Origin of the sequence: Asanoa ferruginea (genome assembly GCF_003387075.1) — a bacterium.
Taxonomy (GTDB): Bacteria; Actinomycetota; Actinomycetes; order Mycobacteriales; family Micromonosporaceae; genus Asanoa; species Asanoa ferruginea.
In genome coordinates this window covers 4,079,022-4,094,747 of record NZ_QUMQ01000001.1, presented here as the reverse complement: position 1 = coordinate 4,094,747, position 15,726 = coordinate 4,079,022, and the positions used below count along the sequence as shown (strand labels likewise).

Here is a 15,726-nt window from a genome sequence, read left to right as displayed (position 1 = left end):
CGCGGGTTCTAGAAGAGCGTGATGGGGTTAATGATGTCAGCGGTGATCGTCAGGAGCGTAAAAGCCCCACCGATCAGGATAACCACGTATGTAACGGGCATCAGCTTGAAGTAGTCGACGCGGCCGGGGTCAGGCCTGCCGAGCCGGGCGGCGACCCAGGACCGGAGCCGCTCGAACCACGAGATCGCGATGTGGCCACCGTCAAGTGGTAGCAGCGGCAGCAGGTTGAACACACCGATGAAGAAGTTCAACGAGATGAACAGCAGGACAAATACTTCCCACAGCCCATGTTGTACGGCTTCACCGCCGAGCCGGCTCGCTCCGACGACGCTGATCGGGGTGTCGGCGTCACGTGGCTGGCCGGTGATCGCATCCCACAGCGCCGGAACCTTCTGCGGCAGCCGCTGGAGCGACTGCACGGTGTTGACAGCCAGGTTGCCGGTGAAGTCGGCGGTCGCCGGAACGGCCGTGACCGGGTTGTATTTGATCATGGTCGGGATGCCCGGCGGCAGGGTTCCCGCCACGCCGAGGGCGGCGACCGACGTGACCGCGCCGCTCGGGTCGTCGACCGGCGGCCGCTGGACGGAGCCCAGCCTGACGTTGACTTGCTGGTCGGCGCCGCCGCGCTGGTAGTTGATCGTCGCCTGCGAGCCGGGCTGGAGCTTGCGGACCTCGTTGACCAGGTCGGTGTAGGTCGCCACCGGCACACCGTTGATCGCGGTGATCTTGTCGTCGTCTTGCAGGCCGGCCTGCTTGGCCGGGCCGGCGGGGTCGGTCGCGGTGCAGTCGCGGTTTTGCGCGTCGACGACCACACAGTTGGTGACCTTGACGTAGGCCGCCTGCGGCTTGTCGAGCGCCGGGTTGGGCAGGCCCATGAAGATCGCGGCCAGCCAGAGCGTGACGATCGCCAGCAGGAAGTGGGTCACCGAGCCGGCGCTCATCACGACGGTGCGCTTCCACAGCGGGAACCGCCACATCGCGCGCGGCTCGTCGGCCGGGTCGACGTCGTCGTCCTGCGGCGTCATGCCGACGATCTTGCAGAACCCGCCGAGCGGGATGCCCTTGACGCCGTATTCGGTCTCACCGCGCTTGAACGACCACAACGTCGGCCCGAAGCCGACGAAGTATTTGGTGACTTTCATGCCGAAGGCCTTGGCGGTGACCATGTGCCCGGCTTCGTGCAGGCTGACCGATATCAGGATGCCAAGGGCGAAGGCCACAACCCCGATCAGATACAGCATCAAGCTCCCCTCACCGCTGATCCGATCAGCTCCCGCGCCTGCCCCCGGGCCCAGTTCTCCGCGGCGAGCACGTCCTCGACGGTACCTGGTTCGTCGAAATCGGGTGCTGCTGCGAGGACTTGGGCCACGGTGTCCACTATGCCGAGGAAAGGCAGCCGACCGGCCGTGAACGCCGCCACACATTCCTCGTTGGCGGCGTTGTAGATCGCCGGCCGGCAGCGACCCTCTCGGCCCGCCGCCTTGGCCAACTCGACGGCCGGGAAGGCGGCCTCGTCGAGCGGCTCGAACGTCCAGGTGTGCGCGGTGGTCCAGTCGACCGGCCGCGCGGCGTCGGCGACCCGGTCGGGCCAGCCCAGACCGAGCGAGATCGGCAGCCGCATGTCGGGCGGGCTGGCCTGCGCGATCGTCGACCCGTCGACGAACTCCACCATGGAGTGGATCACCGACTGCGGATGCACCACCACTTGGATGTGGTCGTAGTCGACGTCGAACAACTCGTGCGCCTCGATCACTTCAAGCGCCTTGTTGACCATGGTGGCCGAGTTGATCGTGACCACCGGCCCCATGTTCCAGGTCGGGTGGGCCAATGCCTCGGCCGGCGTGACCGCGGTCAGCTCGTCGCGCCGCCGCCCCCGGAACGGCCCGCCGCTGGCGGTCAGCACCAGCTTGCGCACCTCACGGTCGGCACCGGACCGCAGGCACTGCGCGAGCGCCGAGTGCTCGGAGTCGACCGGGACGATCTGCCCGGGCCGGGTCACCGCGGCCTTGACCAACCCGCCGCCGGCGATGAGGGACTCCTTGTTGGCCAGCACCAGCGTGCGACCGGCCTTGAGCGCGGCCAGCGTCGGCGCCAGCCCCAGGGAACCCACCACCCCGTTGAGCACCAGGTCAGCGGGCCACTCGGCCAGCTCGGCCATGGCATTGGGGCCGGCGAGGATCTTGGGGATGCGGAAGTCGCCGGTCGCGTAGCCCTTCTTGGCCGCCTCCGCGTAGAAAGCGAGTTGAAGGTCCTGCGCCGCGGACGCCTTGGCGACACCGACCGCCTCGACACCGAGCTCCAGCGCCTGCGCGGCGAGCAGGGCGACATTGCCCCCACCGGCGCCCAACGCCACGACCCGGAACCGGTCGGGATTGCGGCGCACGATGTCGACGGCTTGCGTGCCGATAGACCCGGTGCTGCCGAGCAGGACGATCTCGCGGGGCGCGGCCCGGTTGGCTTGGCTCACTCGGCCATTCTCCCCTATCGGGGCTCGGGGTCCGAAGTTGTCCACAGGCGGGTTCACGACCGCCGCAGTAGTCCCTGCTCCTGAAGCAGGTCACGCAGCTCGCGCCGGTGGGTCTTGGAGAGGTCGGTGACCGGGATCGGAAAGTACTGGCGCTTGCCCACCCAGATCAGCAACAAGTCGGTGGTGAGCGCCGCGCGCTCGATCGCCGGCCACTCCAGGGTCGACTCCCCGAGCTCGTGCGCGGTCAGCACCCCGTCGTCGTCGATCTCATAGCGGATGGTCATCGGCTGGTATCGCCCCTGCTGCCGCCGGGCCGCCGCGACCACCCCGAACGGGTAGGCCAAACAAAACAGACCGAGCACGATGATCGCGCCGTCGAGCACCGGGTCGCCGGGGAGGGCCACCGCGCTGAACACGCCTAAGCCGACGACGACCGCGCCCACCACGTAAAACGCGCGGAACAGCCACCGCGACACCCAACGAACGGCCGCCGGCACCCGCCGCGGATCCGGCCGGGCCGTGATGACGATGCGCATCGAAGGAGGGTAGATCCAGCGAGGTTCGAGGTCATGCCCAGGAGCCTCGGTCATCGAGGCGCACCTGGTCACCGGTCGGCCAGGTCGCTACGCTGCTCCGCTCGGCGGGGCGGGCACGGGTATGGGCGGGAAGGGCCGCATGGTCAGCCAGACGACGACGGGCACGGTCCGCCGCCTGCCGCGAGATTGTGGCCGCGCCGATTGCCGCCCGCCCCAACGCCGCAGCGCTGGCGGTCGCCCGCCAGACGCGCACCGCGCTTACTGCCACCCGCCCGACGCCGCAGGCTGGCAGGGCCCGCCAGATGCCGCCGCGTCAGCGGTCGTGGGCGGATGCGGCCCGCCAGCGGCGAGAATCGGGCGGTGGCCGACCTCGAACCGCTGCTGCGCGACCTGCCGCCCTTCAGACGGCGCCGCGCTAACAGCCACTCACCAGAGGCCGCCGCGCCGGCGGTCGCCCGCCATGCGACCCCGCCAGCGGTCACCCGCCGGAAGTCGCGACGCTAGCGGTCGTTCGCCGCCAGTCGGTAGGTGTCCAACTCGATGCCGCCGTACCACCGACGCTGGATCCCGATCGGGCTCATGCCCAGCCGCCGGGCGACCGCGGTCGACGGTGTGTTGCCCTCCCGGATCACCGCGTAGATCTCCGGCAGGCCCGCGGCGAACACCCGCTCGATCGCCACCGCCGCCGACTCGGTCGCGTAGCCGTGGCCCCACGAGTCGGGATGCAGGTGCCAGCCGACCTCGATATCGGCGCTGGGCTCGCTGTCGACGCCCGGCAACGGAACCACCAGGACCGAGCCCGCGGTCGTGCCGGTGTCGCGGACGTCGACCGCCCAGACCCCGTGCAGTCCGTCGGCGGACGCGCGGCCCCGCCAACGACGGATCGCTGCGAGCGCCTCGTCCTCGGTCTCCAGGACCCGCGGCTGGGCGCCCAACCATCGGGCGACCTCCCAGCGGGACAGCATGTCGAAGACGCGGGCGACATCGGTGTCGCTCTCCGTCCATTGCCGAACGACCAGCCGATCCGTCTCGAAGACCGTCATGTCCGGGAATCCTAGGGAGTGTCGAACGCCCTTCCAGGGAAAGTGAGGGCATGGTCGAGGGCTTGCGAAGGGTGGCGCGCTCGGCGTTCGCACCCATGCGCGGGCGGGACCTGTCGCTGCACGCCGCCGCGATCACGTTCTACGGCGCCATCGCCATCGTGCCGGTCTCACTGCTTGCCTTGTGGCTCACCGCCCTCCTCGTCGGAGCCGACCGGGTGCGCCGGCTGACCTCATACGCGACCGACACCCTGCCCAGCTCGATCGGCGCCGACCGCGCGGCCGCCGCTCTCGTCGAGGCCGGCGTCAGCCTCACGCCCTGGCTGGCCCTGGCGTCGCTGTTGCCTGCGTCCTTCTACGGCGAGGGCCTGCGCCGGGCCTTCGTCTCCGTGGCGCAGCCGGGAGCCGAACGCCTGATCGGCTGGCGCGGCCGCCTGCTCCTGCTTCCCCTGCTGGCGCCGGCACCGGCACTCGTCCTGGCCACGATCGCCGCCCTCCCCTACACCACCGGGCTGGTCCGTCGCGGTGGCTGGGCCCTCGTGCTGGGCGTGGTTCTCTCGTTCCTGGCCGTCTGGCTGGTACTGACTCCGGTGCTGATCTGGGTCTACCGCGTCGTCGGCCCCGGCCGTCCCGATTGGCGGCCAACTGCCCTGGTCGGCTCGTTCACGGCAGCCAACCTCTCCGGCTTCCTGCACGGCTTCGTCCTGTTCGCCTCCTTCCCCCTCGACCTGGGGATCCCCTTCGGCGGCTTCGACCCCGTAGGCGCCGTGGTCGCGGTGTTGCTGTGGCTCTACCTGTTCCACGTCATCGTCCTGGCCGGCTATTCCGGAACCCTGGCGCTGAACGAGGCCATGACCCCTCGCCGTGCCGCCCTCCTCCAGACCACCTGAGCCCGGCACGCGCCGCCGCTGGCCTACTTGAACCCCCGAAGACGGCGCTCAGCCCGATCGGCCACGGCCGGCCAGCGCATCCTCCTTCACGGCGGTGTCCGGGCCTGGCTCGAGTTCGCGGATCCCGAACCGCCGGTAGACCGCGCCCAGCGGACCCGGTGCCCACCAGTTCCAGCGCCCGAGGAGTCGCATCGTCGCGGGCACCAGCAGCAGTCGCACCAGCGTGGCGTCGACGATGATGGCCACGATCATGCCGACGCCGATCAGCTTGATGAAAGCGATCCCCCCACTGGCGAACCCGGCCACAACCACGATCAACAGCAACGCGGCCGCCGTGATGATCCGCCCCGTGTGTTGCAGACCCGTGGCCACCGATGCGGTGTTGTCGCCGGTGCGGTCCCACTCTTCGCGGACTCGGGACAGCAGGAACACCTCGTAGTCGGTCGCGAGTCCGAACAGGACGGCCAGCATCAGGATCGGATTGCTCGGCTCGATGAAGCCGGTCGGCGTGAACCCGAGGAAGTCGGCGAAGTGCCCGTCCTGGAAGACCCAGACCACCACGCCGAAGGAGGCCCCGATCGAGACCAGGTTCATCAGCACCGCCTTGATCGGCAGCACGATCGAGCCGAACGCCAAGAACAGCAGGATCAGCGTCGCCGCGGCCATGATCAGGGCCATCCACGGCAGGTGTGAGATCAGGCTGTCGATCAGGTCGAGGTCGGCCGCCGTGCGCCCGCCGACCAGCACGTCGGACCCGGCCGGCGCCGGCAGATCGCGGATCGCCCGGACCACCTGTTGCGCCGCGTCGCCGGTCGACTCGCCGTGGTAGGTGACAGTGAGCAATGACGTCTCGCCCCGCGCTGCGGTGACCTGAACGCCGGTCACGTCGGGCAGGCTGCCGATGGTCGACGCGAACTGCTGCGCCCCAGCCTGGCCGCCGCCGGACACGAGCACCTCGACCGGCCCGATCGTGCCGCCCGGGAAGTCGGCGCTGATCGCGTCGGACACCGCCCGCGGCTCGGCGCCGGGCGGCAGCACCCGCTCGTCGAACCCACCGAACCCGATCCGCAGCACCGGCGACGCCAGGACAGCGAGGATGACGATGACGCCGGCGGCGTACACGATGGGTCGTCGCATCACGCTCCTGGCGATCCGCGCCCAAGCGCCGTCGCCGGTGGTGCGCTCCCGGCCCCGCCGCCAGGGCAATGGGATGCGCAGCGCGTTGATCCGGTGACCGAGCACCGCCAGCAGGGCCGGCAGAGCCGTCAGGGCAGCCAGCATCGCGACGAGCACGGCGGCGAGGCCACCGAAGCCCATCGACCGCAGGAACGTCTGCGGGAAGATCAACAGGCTGGCCAGCGCCAGCGCGATCGTCAGGCCCGAGACCAGGACCGTGCGACCCGCGGTGGCCATCGTGCGGGCGATCGCCGCAGGAGGTGCGTGTCCACCGGCCAACTCCTCGCGGAACCGGCTGACGATGAACAGCGCGTAGTCGACCGCCATGCCTAGCCCGATCAACGTGATGATGTTGACCGCGAAGACGGACACGTCGGTGACCATGTTGAGCAGCCGGACGACCACCAGCGAGCCGAGGATCGCGATCCCGCCGATCATCAACGGAGTGGCGGCCGCCGCCAGGCCACCGAAGATCAGCACCAGCAGGACGAGCAGGACCGGCAACGAGAACGTCTCGGCCCGTGCCAGATCGGCACTGGTCTGCGTGTTGGCCTCGTGCAGGAACGGGATCGTGCCGCCGGTCCGCGTCGTGATGCCGGGAGCGGTCAACGTCGGCTCGATCGCTTCGTAGGCAGAGCTCTTGGCATCCGGGTCGAGCGCCTTGAGCTGCACCATCGCGTAGGTCGCGTGCCGGTCGTTGGAGACCAGCGCCGTCGCCTGCGCGTCGTAGAAGCTGACCACGCTCGCCACCTCGGGCAGGGCGCGGACCTTGGCCAGGGTCGCGGTCACCGGATCACGGAACGCGGGGTCGTCGACCACCGCCGTCGGGTTCGAATAGAGCACCAGCACGTCGACGTCCTGGTTGCCGAGTTCGGCGATCGTGCGTTCGCGGAACTGGGTCGACTCGGCCTTCGGGTCTTCGAACCCGCCGCCGGTCAGCGCACCGAACACCCCCGTGCCCCACGCCGCGCCCACCACGACCAGCACCGCCGCGGCCGTCAGCACCAGCCAACGGAACCGGACCACTGCGCGCCCCCACCAGGCGAACATGGATCCCCCCAGAGATCTGTGCAAAACTACGAACAGCGTTAGGAAGATGAACGGCGTTAACTATGGCAACGCTGTTCTCGTGAGTCAAGGGGGTTCGCGGTTGAGCGCGCCGACACGCCGTGAACGGTTGCGCACGTCAACCCTCTCCGAGATCAAGGAAGAGGCGCGCCGGCTGCTGGTCACCGGCGGTCCCGACGCGATCTCGCTGCGCGCCATCGCCCGCGAGATGGGCATGACAGCCCCCGCGATCTACCGCTATTTCGACAGTCTCGACGCGCTGATCGAGGCCCTGGCCGGCGATCTCTACATCGAGCTGTCCGCCGTCGTCGGTGCCGCCAAGGCCGACGCCGGCGACGACCCGCTCGAGCAGCTCAAGGCGATGGCGCGCGCGTTCCGCGACTGGTCGGTGGCACACCCGGCCGAGTTCGCGCTGATCCTCGGCAATCCGCTGCCCGGCATCGTCGCGTTCCAGGAAAACTGCGACGACGAGCATCACCCTGGCGTCGAGTTCGGCCGCCCGTTCATGGAGACGATCAACGTCCTCTGGCTGCGCGATCCCTACCCCACCCCGCCGCGGTCGCTGATGGAGGAGCGCCTCGCCGCCCACCTGGAGCCGTTGCGCGCCAGCCACGGCGAAGAGGTGCCGATCGAGGTGGCGTGGGCGTTCCTCAGTGGCTGGTCACGGCTTTACGGCCTGGTCTCCATGGAGGTCTTCCACCACCTGCGCTGGGCCGTTTCCGACCCGGGTGCGCTCTTCGAGATGGAGTTGCACGCCTACGTCGACCAGTTCACCCCACACGCCGGCAAGGCCTGAGCGCGCGGGCCGATTTTCTGTCGGAGCCCCCACACATAATGGTCCGGTCGCATCCAGCCACGAAGGAGGAACCGGCCGTGACCATCGAGCCCACTGTCACCGACCGCCCGACGCAGGACTATGTCGGCATCAAACGCACGGTCACGATGGCCTCCATCGCCGACATCGCCGATCGCATCCCCGACCTGTTCGTCTGGCTGGGCCAACGCGGCATCCAACCGGCCGGCGCACCGTTCCTCAAATACAACGTGATCGACATGGAGCGCGAGCTGGAGATCGAGGCCGGCGTCCCGGTCAGAGCGCCCGTCGAGGGCAGCGGCGAGATCTTCGCGGGCGTCCTGCCGGCGGGCCGCTACGCGACCGTCACCCACGTCGGCCACCCCGACGACCTGCTCCAGGTGACCGGCGACTTCCTCGGCTGGGCACACGGTCGCGACCTCGAGTTCGACCGACACGACTCACCAGCCGGCGACGTCTGGCGCTGCCGGCTCGAGTTCTACCACTCCAACCCTGTGGAGGTGCCCATCGACAAGTGGGAGATGGAGCTCGCGTTCCTGCTCCGCTAGGCCGCGGGGCTTAGGCCGGCGTCGCCGCTGCTTCCGGCGTGTCGCCCTCGGTGCTGGGTGCGGGCTCGCCGACCCGGCGCGCGCGGATCTGGTGACCGACACCGGTCAGGCAGCGCCCGCTCGGCAGGTCGAAGCGCCATCCGTGCAGCTGGCAGGTGAGCTGATCGCCGTCGACGATGCCGAAGCGGGTCAGGTCGGCCTTGAGGTGCGGGCAGCGCCGCTGGACGACCCAGTCGCCGAGGGTGACGTCTTCGGCGTCGGTGGTGCGCTCGTGCTCGTCATACCAGCCCTCGGCGTATTGCAGCCGCTCTTCCGACAGGCACTTGAAGAACGCATACACGAACTCGTTGTATTGCCCGATCCGCGCCGCCGAGAAGCGGCAGGAGAGGAACAGCGAGTTGACCCAGTCGACCTCGTCGATGAAAAGGAGGTGCTCCACGAGCGCCCGTTCAGTGCGGAAGCGATAGCGGACCTTCTCGTCCGCATACCGCCGGACCTCCTTGCCCGGGAAGTCGACCACGATCGACTCGACTGATTCGCCGTCGTAGCCGACCAGGTCGAAGCGCACCGGACCACCGACGCCCTTGGCCAGGTAGATCGACTCTTCGAGGAGCGGCTCGATGCGGCGCTTCATCTCCTTGAGCACGTCGATCTCGGGGTGCCGCCACGACGCCTTCTCGGCCACGATGATCGGGCGCTTGCGCTCGCGCATCTCTTCGAGGTGGGCCACCTTGTTGGCGAAGAACTCGTCGACATCGGTGGGGTGCGTGGTCTCGGCCGACGACTCGGTGACCTCGGTGACGCTGCCGGGCAGCAGAACGATGGCGTTGGTGCCGCCGACCTTGGCGTACTCCTTCATGAACACCGACTGGTCCGGGAAGATGTTGCCCTCGTCGCCGAAGATGTCGTTGAACTGCCACAACTCGTCGTCGAGGAAGCACGGCGGCCCGGCGATCGGGAAGACGTGCGACGCCTTCAGGTCATCGATGTAGCGCCAGGTCCGGTCAAACTGCCGATCGCGCTTCTGCTTACCGAACGCGGTCTTCGCCGACTGCGGCAGCTCGTAGACCATCGGATACCAGATCGCGCCCGAAAACTGCAGCATGTGCGCGTGCACGTGCCCGAGGGAGGTGAACAGTGACAGGTCGGTCGGCCGCGCGTCGTTCTGGTTGAGCAGCCGCACCCCGTCATATTCGACCCAGAGCGACGAGTCACCGATCGGCCCGTCCGTCGGCGACGTCAACGCCTGGATCATGACCTTGAGACCGCCGTCGAGCTCGACGACCTCCTCGGACACGGTCTTGATGAAGTCGGTGAACCCGAGCTCGCGAAGCTGGTCCTCGAGCTCACTGGTCGGATACTCCGGCAGCAGCACGCGCGCCTTCTTCGAGACAAACCGCTTAAGGTGCGGGGCGTCGAAGTGGTCGCGGTGCAGGTGGCTCAGATACAGGTAGTCGACCTGCCCGAGCGTCTCCCAGTCGAGCAGCGAGTTGTCGGGGAAGGGAAACCACGACGCGAAATAGGCGGGATTAACCCAGGGGTCGCACAGAATGCTCCCCGCTGGGGTGTCGATCCGCATGCTGGCGTGTCCCGTCCCGGTCACTCGCACGGCAGCAAACCCCCAAGATCAAAAGCATCGTCGTGTACGGCGAAAACGCTACCCGACGAGCCGGGGTGCCCGATCCTCGACGCCACGGGCGTGCCACACTGATCTCCGATCCATCCGAGGGAGGAGCCACGAGGTGGCAGAGCACGAGCCGGTCATCGCCCCCGACCAGAAGAAGCCGGGTCACCGCAAGGGCGGCCAGATCGGTGCCGTCGTCGTCGCGATCTCCCTGGTGCTGATGCAGTTCTGCAACAACGAGGTCTCCGGCGTCGAGCGCATCTGGCTCAACGGCATCGCCGCAGGCCTCATCCTCGCGGTCATCGGCGACGCCGTCCTCCGCCGCAACGGCCTCCGCTCCTCCTCCTAACCGGAGAAGCCGGAAAGCCGCAAAGCCCAAGCAGCAACCGGTCCCGGGCTCGTCGGCGGCACGACCGTCGCTCCCGCCGGGGACCGCTGCGCTGCGCTCCGCTGCCAGGCCCGCGCCACACAATCACCCCTGCCGCGACCCGAACAGGTCTGCGGGGGGCGATGGGCTTCATCGCCCAGATGCTGCCGCGGCAAACGGGAACAACGCGACGGGCACTCCCGGCCCCGAGCACGACCGCCCCGATGACCAGCGCTCGCGACCCCGCCATCCAGCCCGAGCACGACCGAAGACCATCGCCCAGCGCACGCGTCGGCGACATACCACAACGATCGGGCCCCGACCGGCGCGAGACAAAGCGAAGGCGCCGCCAGCCGCGCTCAGCGACCGCCGCCCATGCCGGCGCTGCCACGACCGAGGAGCCGGAGCCGGCGCCGCGCAGCCAAGCGGGTGCGGACAAACAAACGTCCCGCCCGCCGGTCAGTTGACCGACGAGCGGGACGGAAGAAAACCCTCAGCGCCGCCGAACGATGTCGCGAACCTCCATCAGCGCCTGCTCGACCTCAGCCTCGAAATAACCACCAGGCACCAGACCGAACTGCGTAGCGTCGAAATCGGCGTCAGTGATCGGGATCGGACCACGACCCGTCATGCCGGTCAGCACATCTTCGAAGAACCGGTCGACCTGAGCCGGGTCATACCCGCTGCCGAACCGACGCACCTGGAACGCCCGCCGCATCTGGTCGACCCGCGCGAGGTCGCTTCCGGGCGGACCCATGAGCGGCGGACCGCCCATACCGGGTGCACCGCCGGGCGCGCCGCCCATCGTGAGTCCGGGGCCGCCACCCATCCCGGGACCACCGGGACCAGGGCCCATGCCGGGACCGCCACCACCGGGGTGTGCCGGGCCGCCGCGGCCCAGGTCACCCCGCTCCGGCATGCGGATCTCGGCGGTCATGTCCATCTTGGCGCGCCGACCCGGCTGCTCCGGGCCGTCGTAGCGGTCGTCCGGCGGGAACCCGGGACCACGCCCACCCATCGGCGGGGGCGGTCCGGCCGGAGCACCGTCATACCCGCGCGGCGGCGGGCCGTCGAATCCGCCACCGTAGGGCGGCGGCGGGCCGGGACGCGCGTAGGGGTCGTCGTTGGGCAACGGGCGGGTGGGCAGCGGACCGCCACCCATGGCGGCCGCGCGCCGGTCGGGCGGACCCATCCGGTCCGGCGGGCCGAAAGAGCCCGGGGGCGGCGCCGCGATCGGCGGACCCATCCGGTCGGGCGGACCCATGCGATCGGGCGGACCCATGCGGTCCGGCGGCGGCCCGAAGCGGTCGGGCGGGCCGAGAGGTCCGGACGGACCGCCCATCCGGTCCGGCAGCCCCATCCGGTCTGGGCCGCCGGCACGCCCGTTGCGCTCCTCGAGCTCGCCGACCTGCCGCTCGACCCGGTCGAGGTGCAGGTCGACCTGCCATTCGTCGTATCCGCCGAAGCGGACCCGGAAGACGATGTCGTGTACTTCCTGCGCGCCAACCGGCTGGCCGACCGGGTCGCCAGCAAGGGTCGCCTCGACGCGGTCGAGGAACGCGTCGACCTCGTCGACCTTGTAGCCGCGACGGAGCGCCCGACGGCGGAATCGTTGACCCTGGCTCGCCACTATGTCTCCTGGTTAGTTCGCTCGGCCGCGGCCCCGAACGCGGTCATGTCGTCACCTCAGCAGCGGCAAGCTGGCCGCACGCACCGTCGATCTCGCGACCTCTGGTGTCACGCACGGTAGTCGACACGCCCGCCGCGCGCAGCCTCCGGACGAACTCGCGCTCGACCGGCTTGGCGCTGGCATCCCACTTGCTCCCCGGCGTCGGGTTGAGCGGGATGAGGTTGACGTGCGCGAGCCGCCCGGCCAGCAGACGCCCGAGCAGATCAGCTCGCCACGGCTGGTCGTTCACGTCTTTGATCATCGCGTATTCGACGGAAACACGGCGCCCCGTGCGATCCGCGTAATGCCACGCGGCGTCAAGCACTTCGGCCACCTTCCACCGTTGGTTGACCGGCACCAGTTCATCGCGCAGATCATCATCGGGCGCGTGCAGCGACAGCGCAAGAGTCACCGCGAGGTCTTCCTCGGCAAGCTTGCGCATCGCCGGCACCAGCCCGACCGTGGAGATCGTGATGTGCCGCTGGGAGAGCCCGAGCCCCTCGGGAGCCGGCGACGTCAGCCGCCGCACGGCCGCCAACACCCGGTTGTAGTTGGCCAGCGGCTCGCCCATGCCCATGAACACGACATGCGACAGCCGCGTAGGCGACCCCTCCATCGCACCGGACGCCGCGACCCCCGCCAGGTAGACGGCCTGGTCGACGATCTCCGCGGTGGACAGGTTGCGGGTCAGGCCGGCCTGACCGGTGGCGCAGAACGGGCACGCCATGCCGCATCCCGCCTGGCTGGAGATGCAGACGGTGACCCGGTCGGGGTAGCCCATCAGCACGCTCTCGACGAGCGCCCCGTCGTGCAGCCGCCACAACGCCTTGCGGGTGGTGCCGTCGTCGGTGGCCGTCTCGCGAACGGGCGTCAACAACAGCGGCAACAGATCCGTCGCGATCTTCGCCCGACTGGTCGCCGGCAGGTCGGTCATCGCGTCGGGGTCCCGCACCAACCGCCCGAAGTAATGGGTCGAAAGCTGCCGGGCCCGAAACCGAGGCTCACCGAGCGCGACCAACGCGGCCTCACGCCCCGCAACATCAAGATCGGCAAGGTGGCGCGGCGGCATGGCCGCACGCCGCCCGGCGGTCGCGGTCTTGGGCTGAATGATGGGCAGACTCGTCATGGCCGCTCCAGTCTCCCACGACTGGTCGATCACCTTCACCTGCCCGGGTGCCGGAACACAAATACGAAGATCCAATACCAATTCATCGACGCACGTCCGTCGGGTGTGCGACCGCTCGCTCCCGCGCGCACCGCTTCGCTGCCGACTCCGCGGCACACAATCAGTAACCCGAACCCCGATCGAATTGCCACCGGCACCGACTAATTGCGCTTTACCGCACACCACTTCCGAAACATCACTTTCCCCAACTCCGCCGCGCCCCGACCCGCCAACCCATCGGCAACCCGTTCCTGCCGCTGCGGCCCGCTCCCCGCCGGCCTCGTTGGGCGCCGGCCAGCACGGCGCCCAACGAGGCCGCCCCGTCCCATCAGTCGCCTCGGTCATCGCCTCGAGAGTCGCCGGCGTGGTCGCCGGCGCGCCGTCATCGCCGCCGCCGCCATCGGCGGGGTTTGCGCTGTCGCCGCGGTCACGCCCTAATTCGCCACGGGCCTCATCGCGGTCGTCCCCACCGGCGTTCGGCGCGGTCACAGCCATCGCCACCGTCGGCGCGTCGGCCGGATCGCCGCGGCCACAGCCGTCATCCCCCGACTGTCGCCACGATCGCCGCGGTCCGCGCCTTCGCCGCGGCCCCGCCGTCGCCACGATCGCCGCCGGCCTGATGGCGGTCGCCGTCATCGGTGCGGTCACAGCTGTCGTGCCACCGCGGTCGCCGCGGTATTGGCGGTCGCCGACATCAGGGCCGCGGTCCGCGCCTTGGCCTGCGACGGGATCGTCCGCGATTTCGCCGCACCGAAGATGGTTGCCCCACAGGGGTGCCTTGCCGCCGCGGTCACCGACGAGTACAGCCGGCGCAGCACCGCGGTCGCGTTCGCCGCGCCCCCGCCGTCGCCACGATCGGCGCCGGCCTGATGGCGGTCGCCGTCATCGGTGCGGTCACAGCTGTCGTGCCACCGCGGTCGCCGCGGTAATGGCAGGCGCCGACATCAGGGCCGCGGTCCGCGCCTTCGCCGCGCCACCGCCGTCGCCACGATCGCCGCCGGCCTGATGGCGGTCGCCGTCATCGGTGCGGTCACAGCTGTCGTGCCACCGCGGTCGCCGCGGTAATGGTGAGTGCCCCGAGGTCAACGGCGCGGTCACCGCGTCGGGGCAGGCAGTAGTGGCCGCCGCCGAAGCGGACGGCGCCGGGGTCAGCGGACCGGGGCGAAGATCGACAGGAGCAGGTAAGCGGTGGGTACCGCGAACAGGATCGAGTCGAGGCGGTCCATCAGGCCGCCGTGGCCCGGGAGCAGGCGGCTCATGTCTTTGACGCCCAGGTCACGCTTGAGCATTGATTCGCCCAGGTCGCCGAGGACTGCTGCCACGCTGATCGCCACGCCGAAGACGGCGCCCCACCAGAAGTCGATGTTCAGCAGGAAGTAGCAGGTCAGTGCGCTGCCGACGGCGGCCGCTACCACCGAGCCGCCGAAGCCTTCCCAGGACTTCTTCGGGCTGATGGTCGGTGCCATGGGATGCCGGCCGAAGAAGACCCCGGCCGCGTAGCCGCCCGTGTCTGACAGCACCACCGCGATCAGCACCACCAGGACCCGGTCGGCGCCGTCTTCCGGGACCGCCAGCAGGGCGGCGAAGCCGGCTAGGAACGGGACGTAAACCGCTATCAGGGTGGACACGGTCATGTCCAGCTTGAAGCCCTTGGTCCCGTCGGCCAAGCGCCAGACGGCCGCGGCCAACAGCGTCGCCACCAGGCCGAGGAGCAGGGCGTCGGCACCGGCGTACCAGGCCAGGCCGACCATCAGGATGCCGCCGGCGATCAGCGGGATGGTCGGCGGATGCGCGCGGACCTCGCGGGTGGCGCGGCTGACCTCCCAGATGCCGATGGCGACCGCGAGCGCGAGCACGCCGAGGAAGGCCGGCTTGTAGAGGTAGAGCGAAGCGACCAGGACCCCGCCGAGCGTGACGCCCACGCCGATCGCGGCGGGGAGGTTGCGGCCGGCGCGGCTGGGCTTCTGGGACGTCGGCGGCCGGCCGGGGCCAGCCCGGCGCTTGCCCGGCCCGCGGCGACGCTGGGGTGGGTCGGACGGCTCGTCGTCGGATCGCGCGCGGCGACGGTCGGCGTCGGGACGCGGCTCGCCGCGGCGGCGGTCGTCGTCGCGGGGGGCGACGACCGGGAGCTGGGTCGTGTCGGCCGTGTAGCCGTTGACCTCGGGCTCGTGCCTCGGGTCGGGGTCGGGCTCGGGCTGCTGTTGGAACCCGGGTTGCGTGGGGCCGGCCCAGCCCGGGACATCGAGGTTGGCGGGGAAGCCCGGGTCGTAATCCTCGGGCGCGACACCTGGGTGTCGCGCCCGACGCGGATCAACGCTCGAATAGGGGTCGGAGTAGGACATCACGCCGTAACCGGGCTCGC

13 protein-coding genes are annotated in these 15,726 nt (G+C 69.8%); 4 read left to right on the top strand and 9 right to left on the bottom strand.

The genetic code is table 11. The annotated features are described in order from the left end of the window. Positions 1–8: 8 nt before the first annotated feature. From DFJ67_RS19205 to DFJ67_RS19190, 4 genes are all read right to left on the bottom strand, one after another. On the bottom strand, positions 9–1,241 hold the full coding sequence (locus DFJ67_RS19205; RefSeq protein ID WP_116069247.1) for a M50 family metallopeptidase: 1,233 nt from the start codon (positions 1,239–1,241) through the stop codon (positions 9–11). After that, entirely contained in the window at positions 1,241–2,434 is a 1,194-nt protein-coding gene (dxr, locus tag DFJ67_RS19200) for a 1-deoxy-D-xylulose-5-phosphate reductoisomerase (protein ID WP_116076401.1), read from the bottom strand. The genes DFJ67_RS19205 and dxr overlap by 1 nt, the downstream gene beginning before the upstream one ends. 86 nt (positions 2,435–2,520) lie before the next feature. Then, complete coding sequence (locus DFJ67_RS19195; protein ID WP_170215909.1) at positions 2,521–3,003, bottom strand: YcxB family protein; 483 nt, start codon at positions 3,001–3,003, stop codon at positions 2,521–2,523. Positions 3,004–3,503: 500 nt separating this feature from the next. Continuing rightward, positions 3,504–4,046, bottom strand: a complete 543-nt coding sequence (locus DFJ67_RS19190; protein WP_116069245.1) for a GNAT family N-acetyltransferase — start codon at positions 4,044–4,046, stop codon at positions 3,504–3,506. Positions 4,047–4,096: 50 nt separating this feature from the next. Here DFJ67_RS19190 and DFJ67_RS19185 point away from each other — a divergent pair, with 50 nt between their 5' ends. Further along, positions 4,097–4,933 (top strand): YhjD/YihY/BrkB family envelope integrity protein, encoded by an 837-nt coding sequence (locus DFJ67_RS19185; protein ID WP_116069244.1) that lies wholly within the window; start codon positions 4,097–4,099, stop codon positions 4,931–4,933. Positions 4,934–4,981: 48 nt separating this feature from the next. Here DFJ67_RS19185 and DFJ67_RS19180 read toward each other — a convergent pair whose 3' ends face one another. Further along, positions 4,982–7,135, bottom strand: a complete 2,154-nt coding sequence (locus DFJ67_RS19180; protein WP_239097556.1) for an MMPL family transporter — start codon at positions 7,133–7,135, stop codon at positions 4,982–4,984. A gap of 124 nt (positions 7,136–7,259) precedes the next feature. On the opposite strand from DFJ67_RS19180, the gene DFJ67_RS19175 reads away from it, so the two are divergent. After that, positions 7,260–7,973: a TetR/AcrR family transcriptional regulator gene (locus DFJ67_RS19175; protein WP_170215908.1), complete on the top strand. Its 714-nt coding sequence runs from the start codon at positions 7,260–7,262 to the stop codon at positions 7,971–7,973. Positions 7,974–8,050: 77 nt separating this feature from the next. Beyond that, a complete protein-coding gene (locus tag DFJ67_RS19170; protein ID WP_116076399.1) occupies positions 8,051–8,539 on the top strand; it encodes a GyrI-like domain-containing protein in 489 nt (162 codons plus the stop codon). Positions 8,540–8,549: 10 nt separating this feature from the next. On the opposite strand, the gene DFJ67_RS19165 is transcribed toward DFJ67_RS19170, so the two are convergent. After that, positions 8,550–10,148: a Rieske 2Fe-2S domain-containing protein gene (locus DFJ67_RS19165; RefSeq protein ID WP_116069241.1), complete on the bottom strand. Its 1,599-nt coding sequence runs from the start codon at positions 10,146–10,148 to the stop codon at positions 8,550–8,552. 133 nt (positions 10,149–10,281) lie between these two features. On the opposite strand from DFJ67_RS19165, the gene DFJ67_RS19160 reads away from it, so the two are divergent. After that, positions 10,282–10,512 carry a hypothetical protein gene (locus tag DFJ67_RS19160; RefSeq protein ID WP_116069240.1) on the top strand — a complete coding sequence of 77 codons (231 nt, stop codon included), beginning with the start codon at positions 10,282–10,284 and terminating at the stop codon, positions 10,510–10,512. Positions 10,513–11,023: 511 nt separating this feature from the next. Here the strand turns inward: DFJ67_RS19160 and DFJ67_RS19155 are convergent. The 3 genes from DFJ67_RS19155 to DFJ67_RS19140 all read right to left on the bottom strand — a co-directional run bounded on the left by DFJ67_RS19155 (position 11,024) and on the right by DFJ67_RS19140 (position 15,706). Further along, positions 11,024–12,160 carry a DivIVA domain-containing protein gene (locus DFJ67_RS19155; RefSeq protein ID WP_116069239.1) on the bottom strand — a complete coding sequence of 379 codons (1,137 nt, stop codon included), beginning with the start codon at positions 12,158–12,160 and terminating at the stop codon, positions 11,024–11,026. A 43-nt stretch (positions 12,161–12,203) separates the two neighbouring features. Beyond that, a complete protein-coding gene (rlmN, locus tag DFJ67_RS19150; protein ID WP_116069238.1) occupies positions 12,204–13,325 on the bottom strand; it encodes a dual-specificity RNA methyltransferase RlmN in 1,122 nt (373 codons plus the stop codon). A gap of 1,187 nt (positions 13,326–14,512) precedes the next feature. Then, the gene (locus tag DFJ67_RS19140) at positions 14,513–15,706 is read right to left on the bottom strand and encodes a phosphatidate cytidylyltransferase (RefSeq protein WP_116069236.1); all 1,194 of its coding nucleotides are present in this window, start codon (positions 15,704–15,706) and stop codon (positions 14,513–14,515) included. Positions 15,707–15,726: the final 20 nt, after the last annotated feature.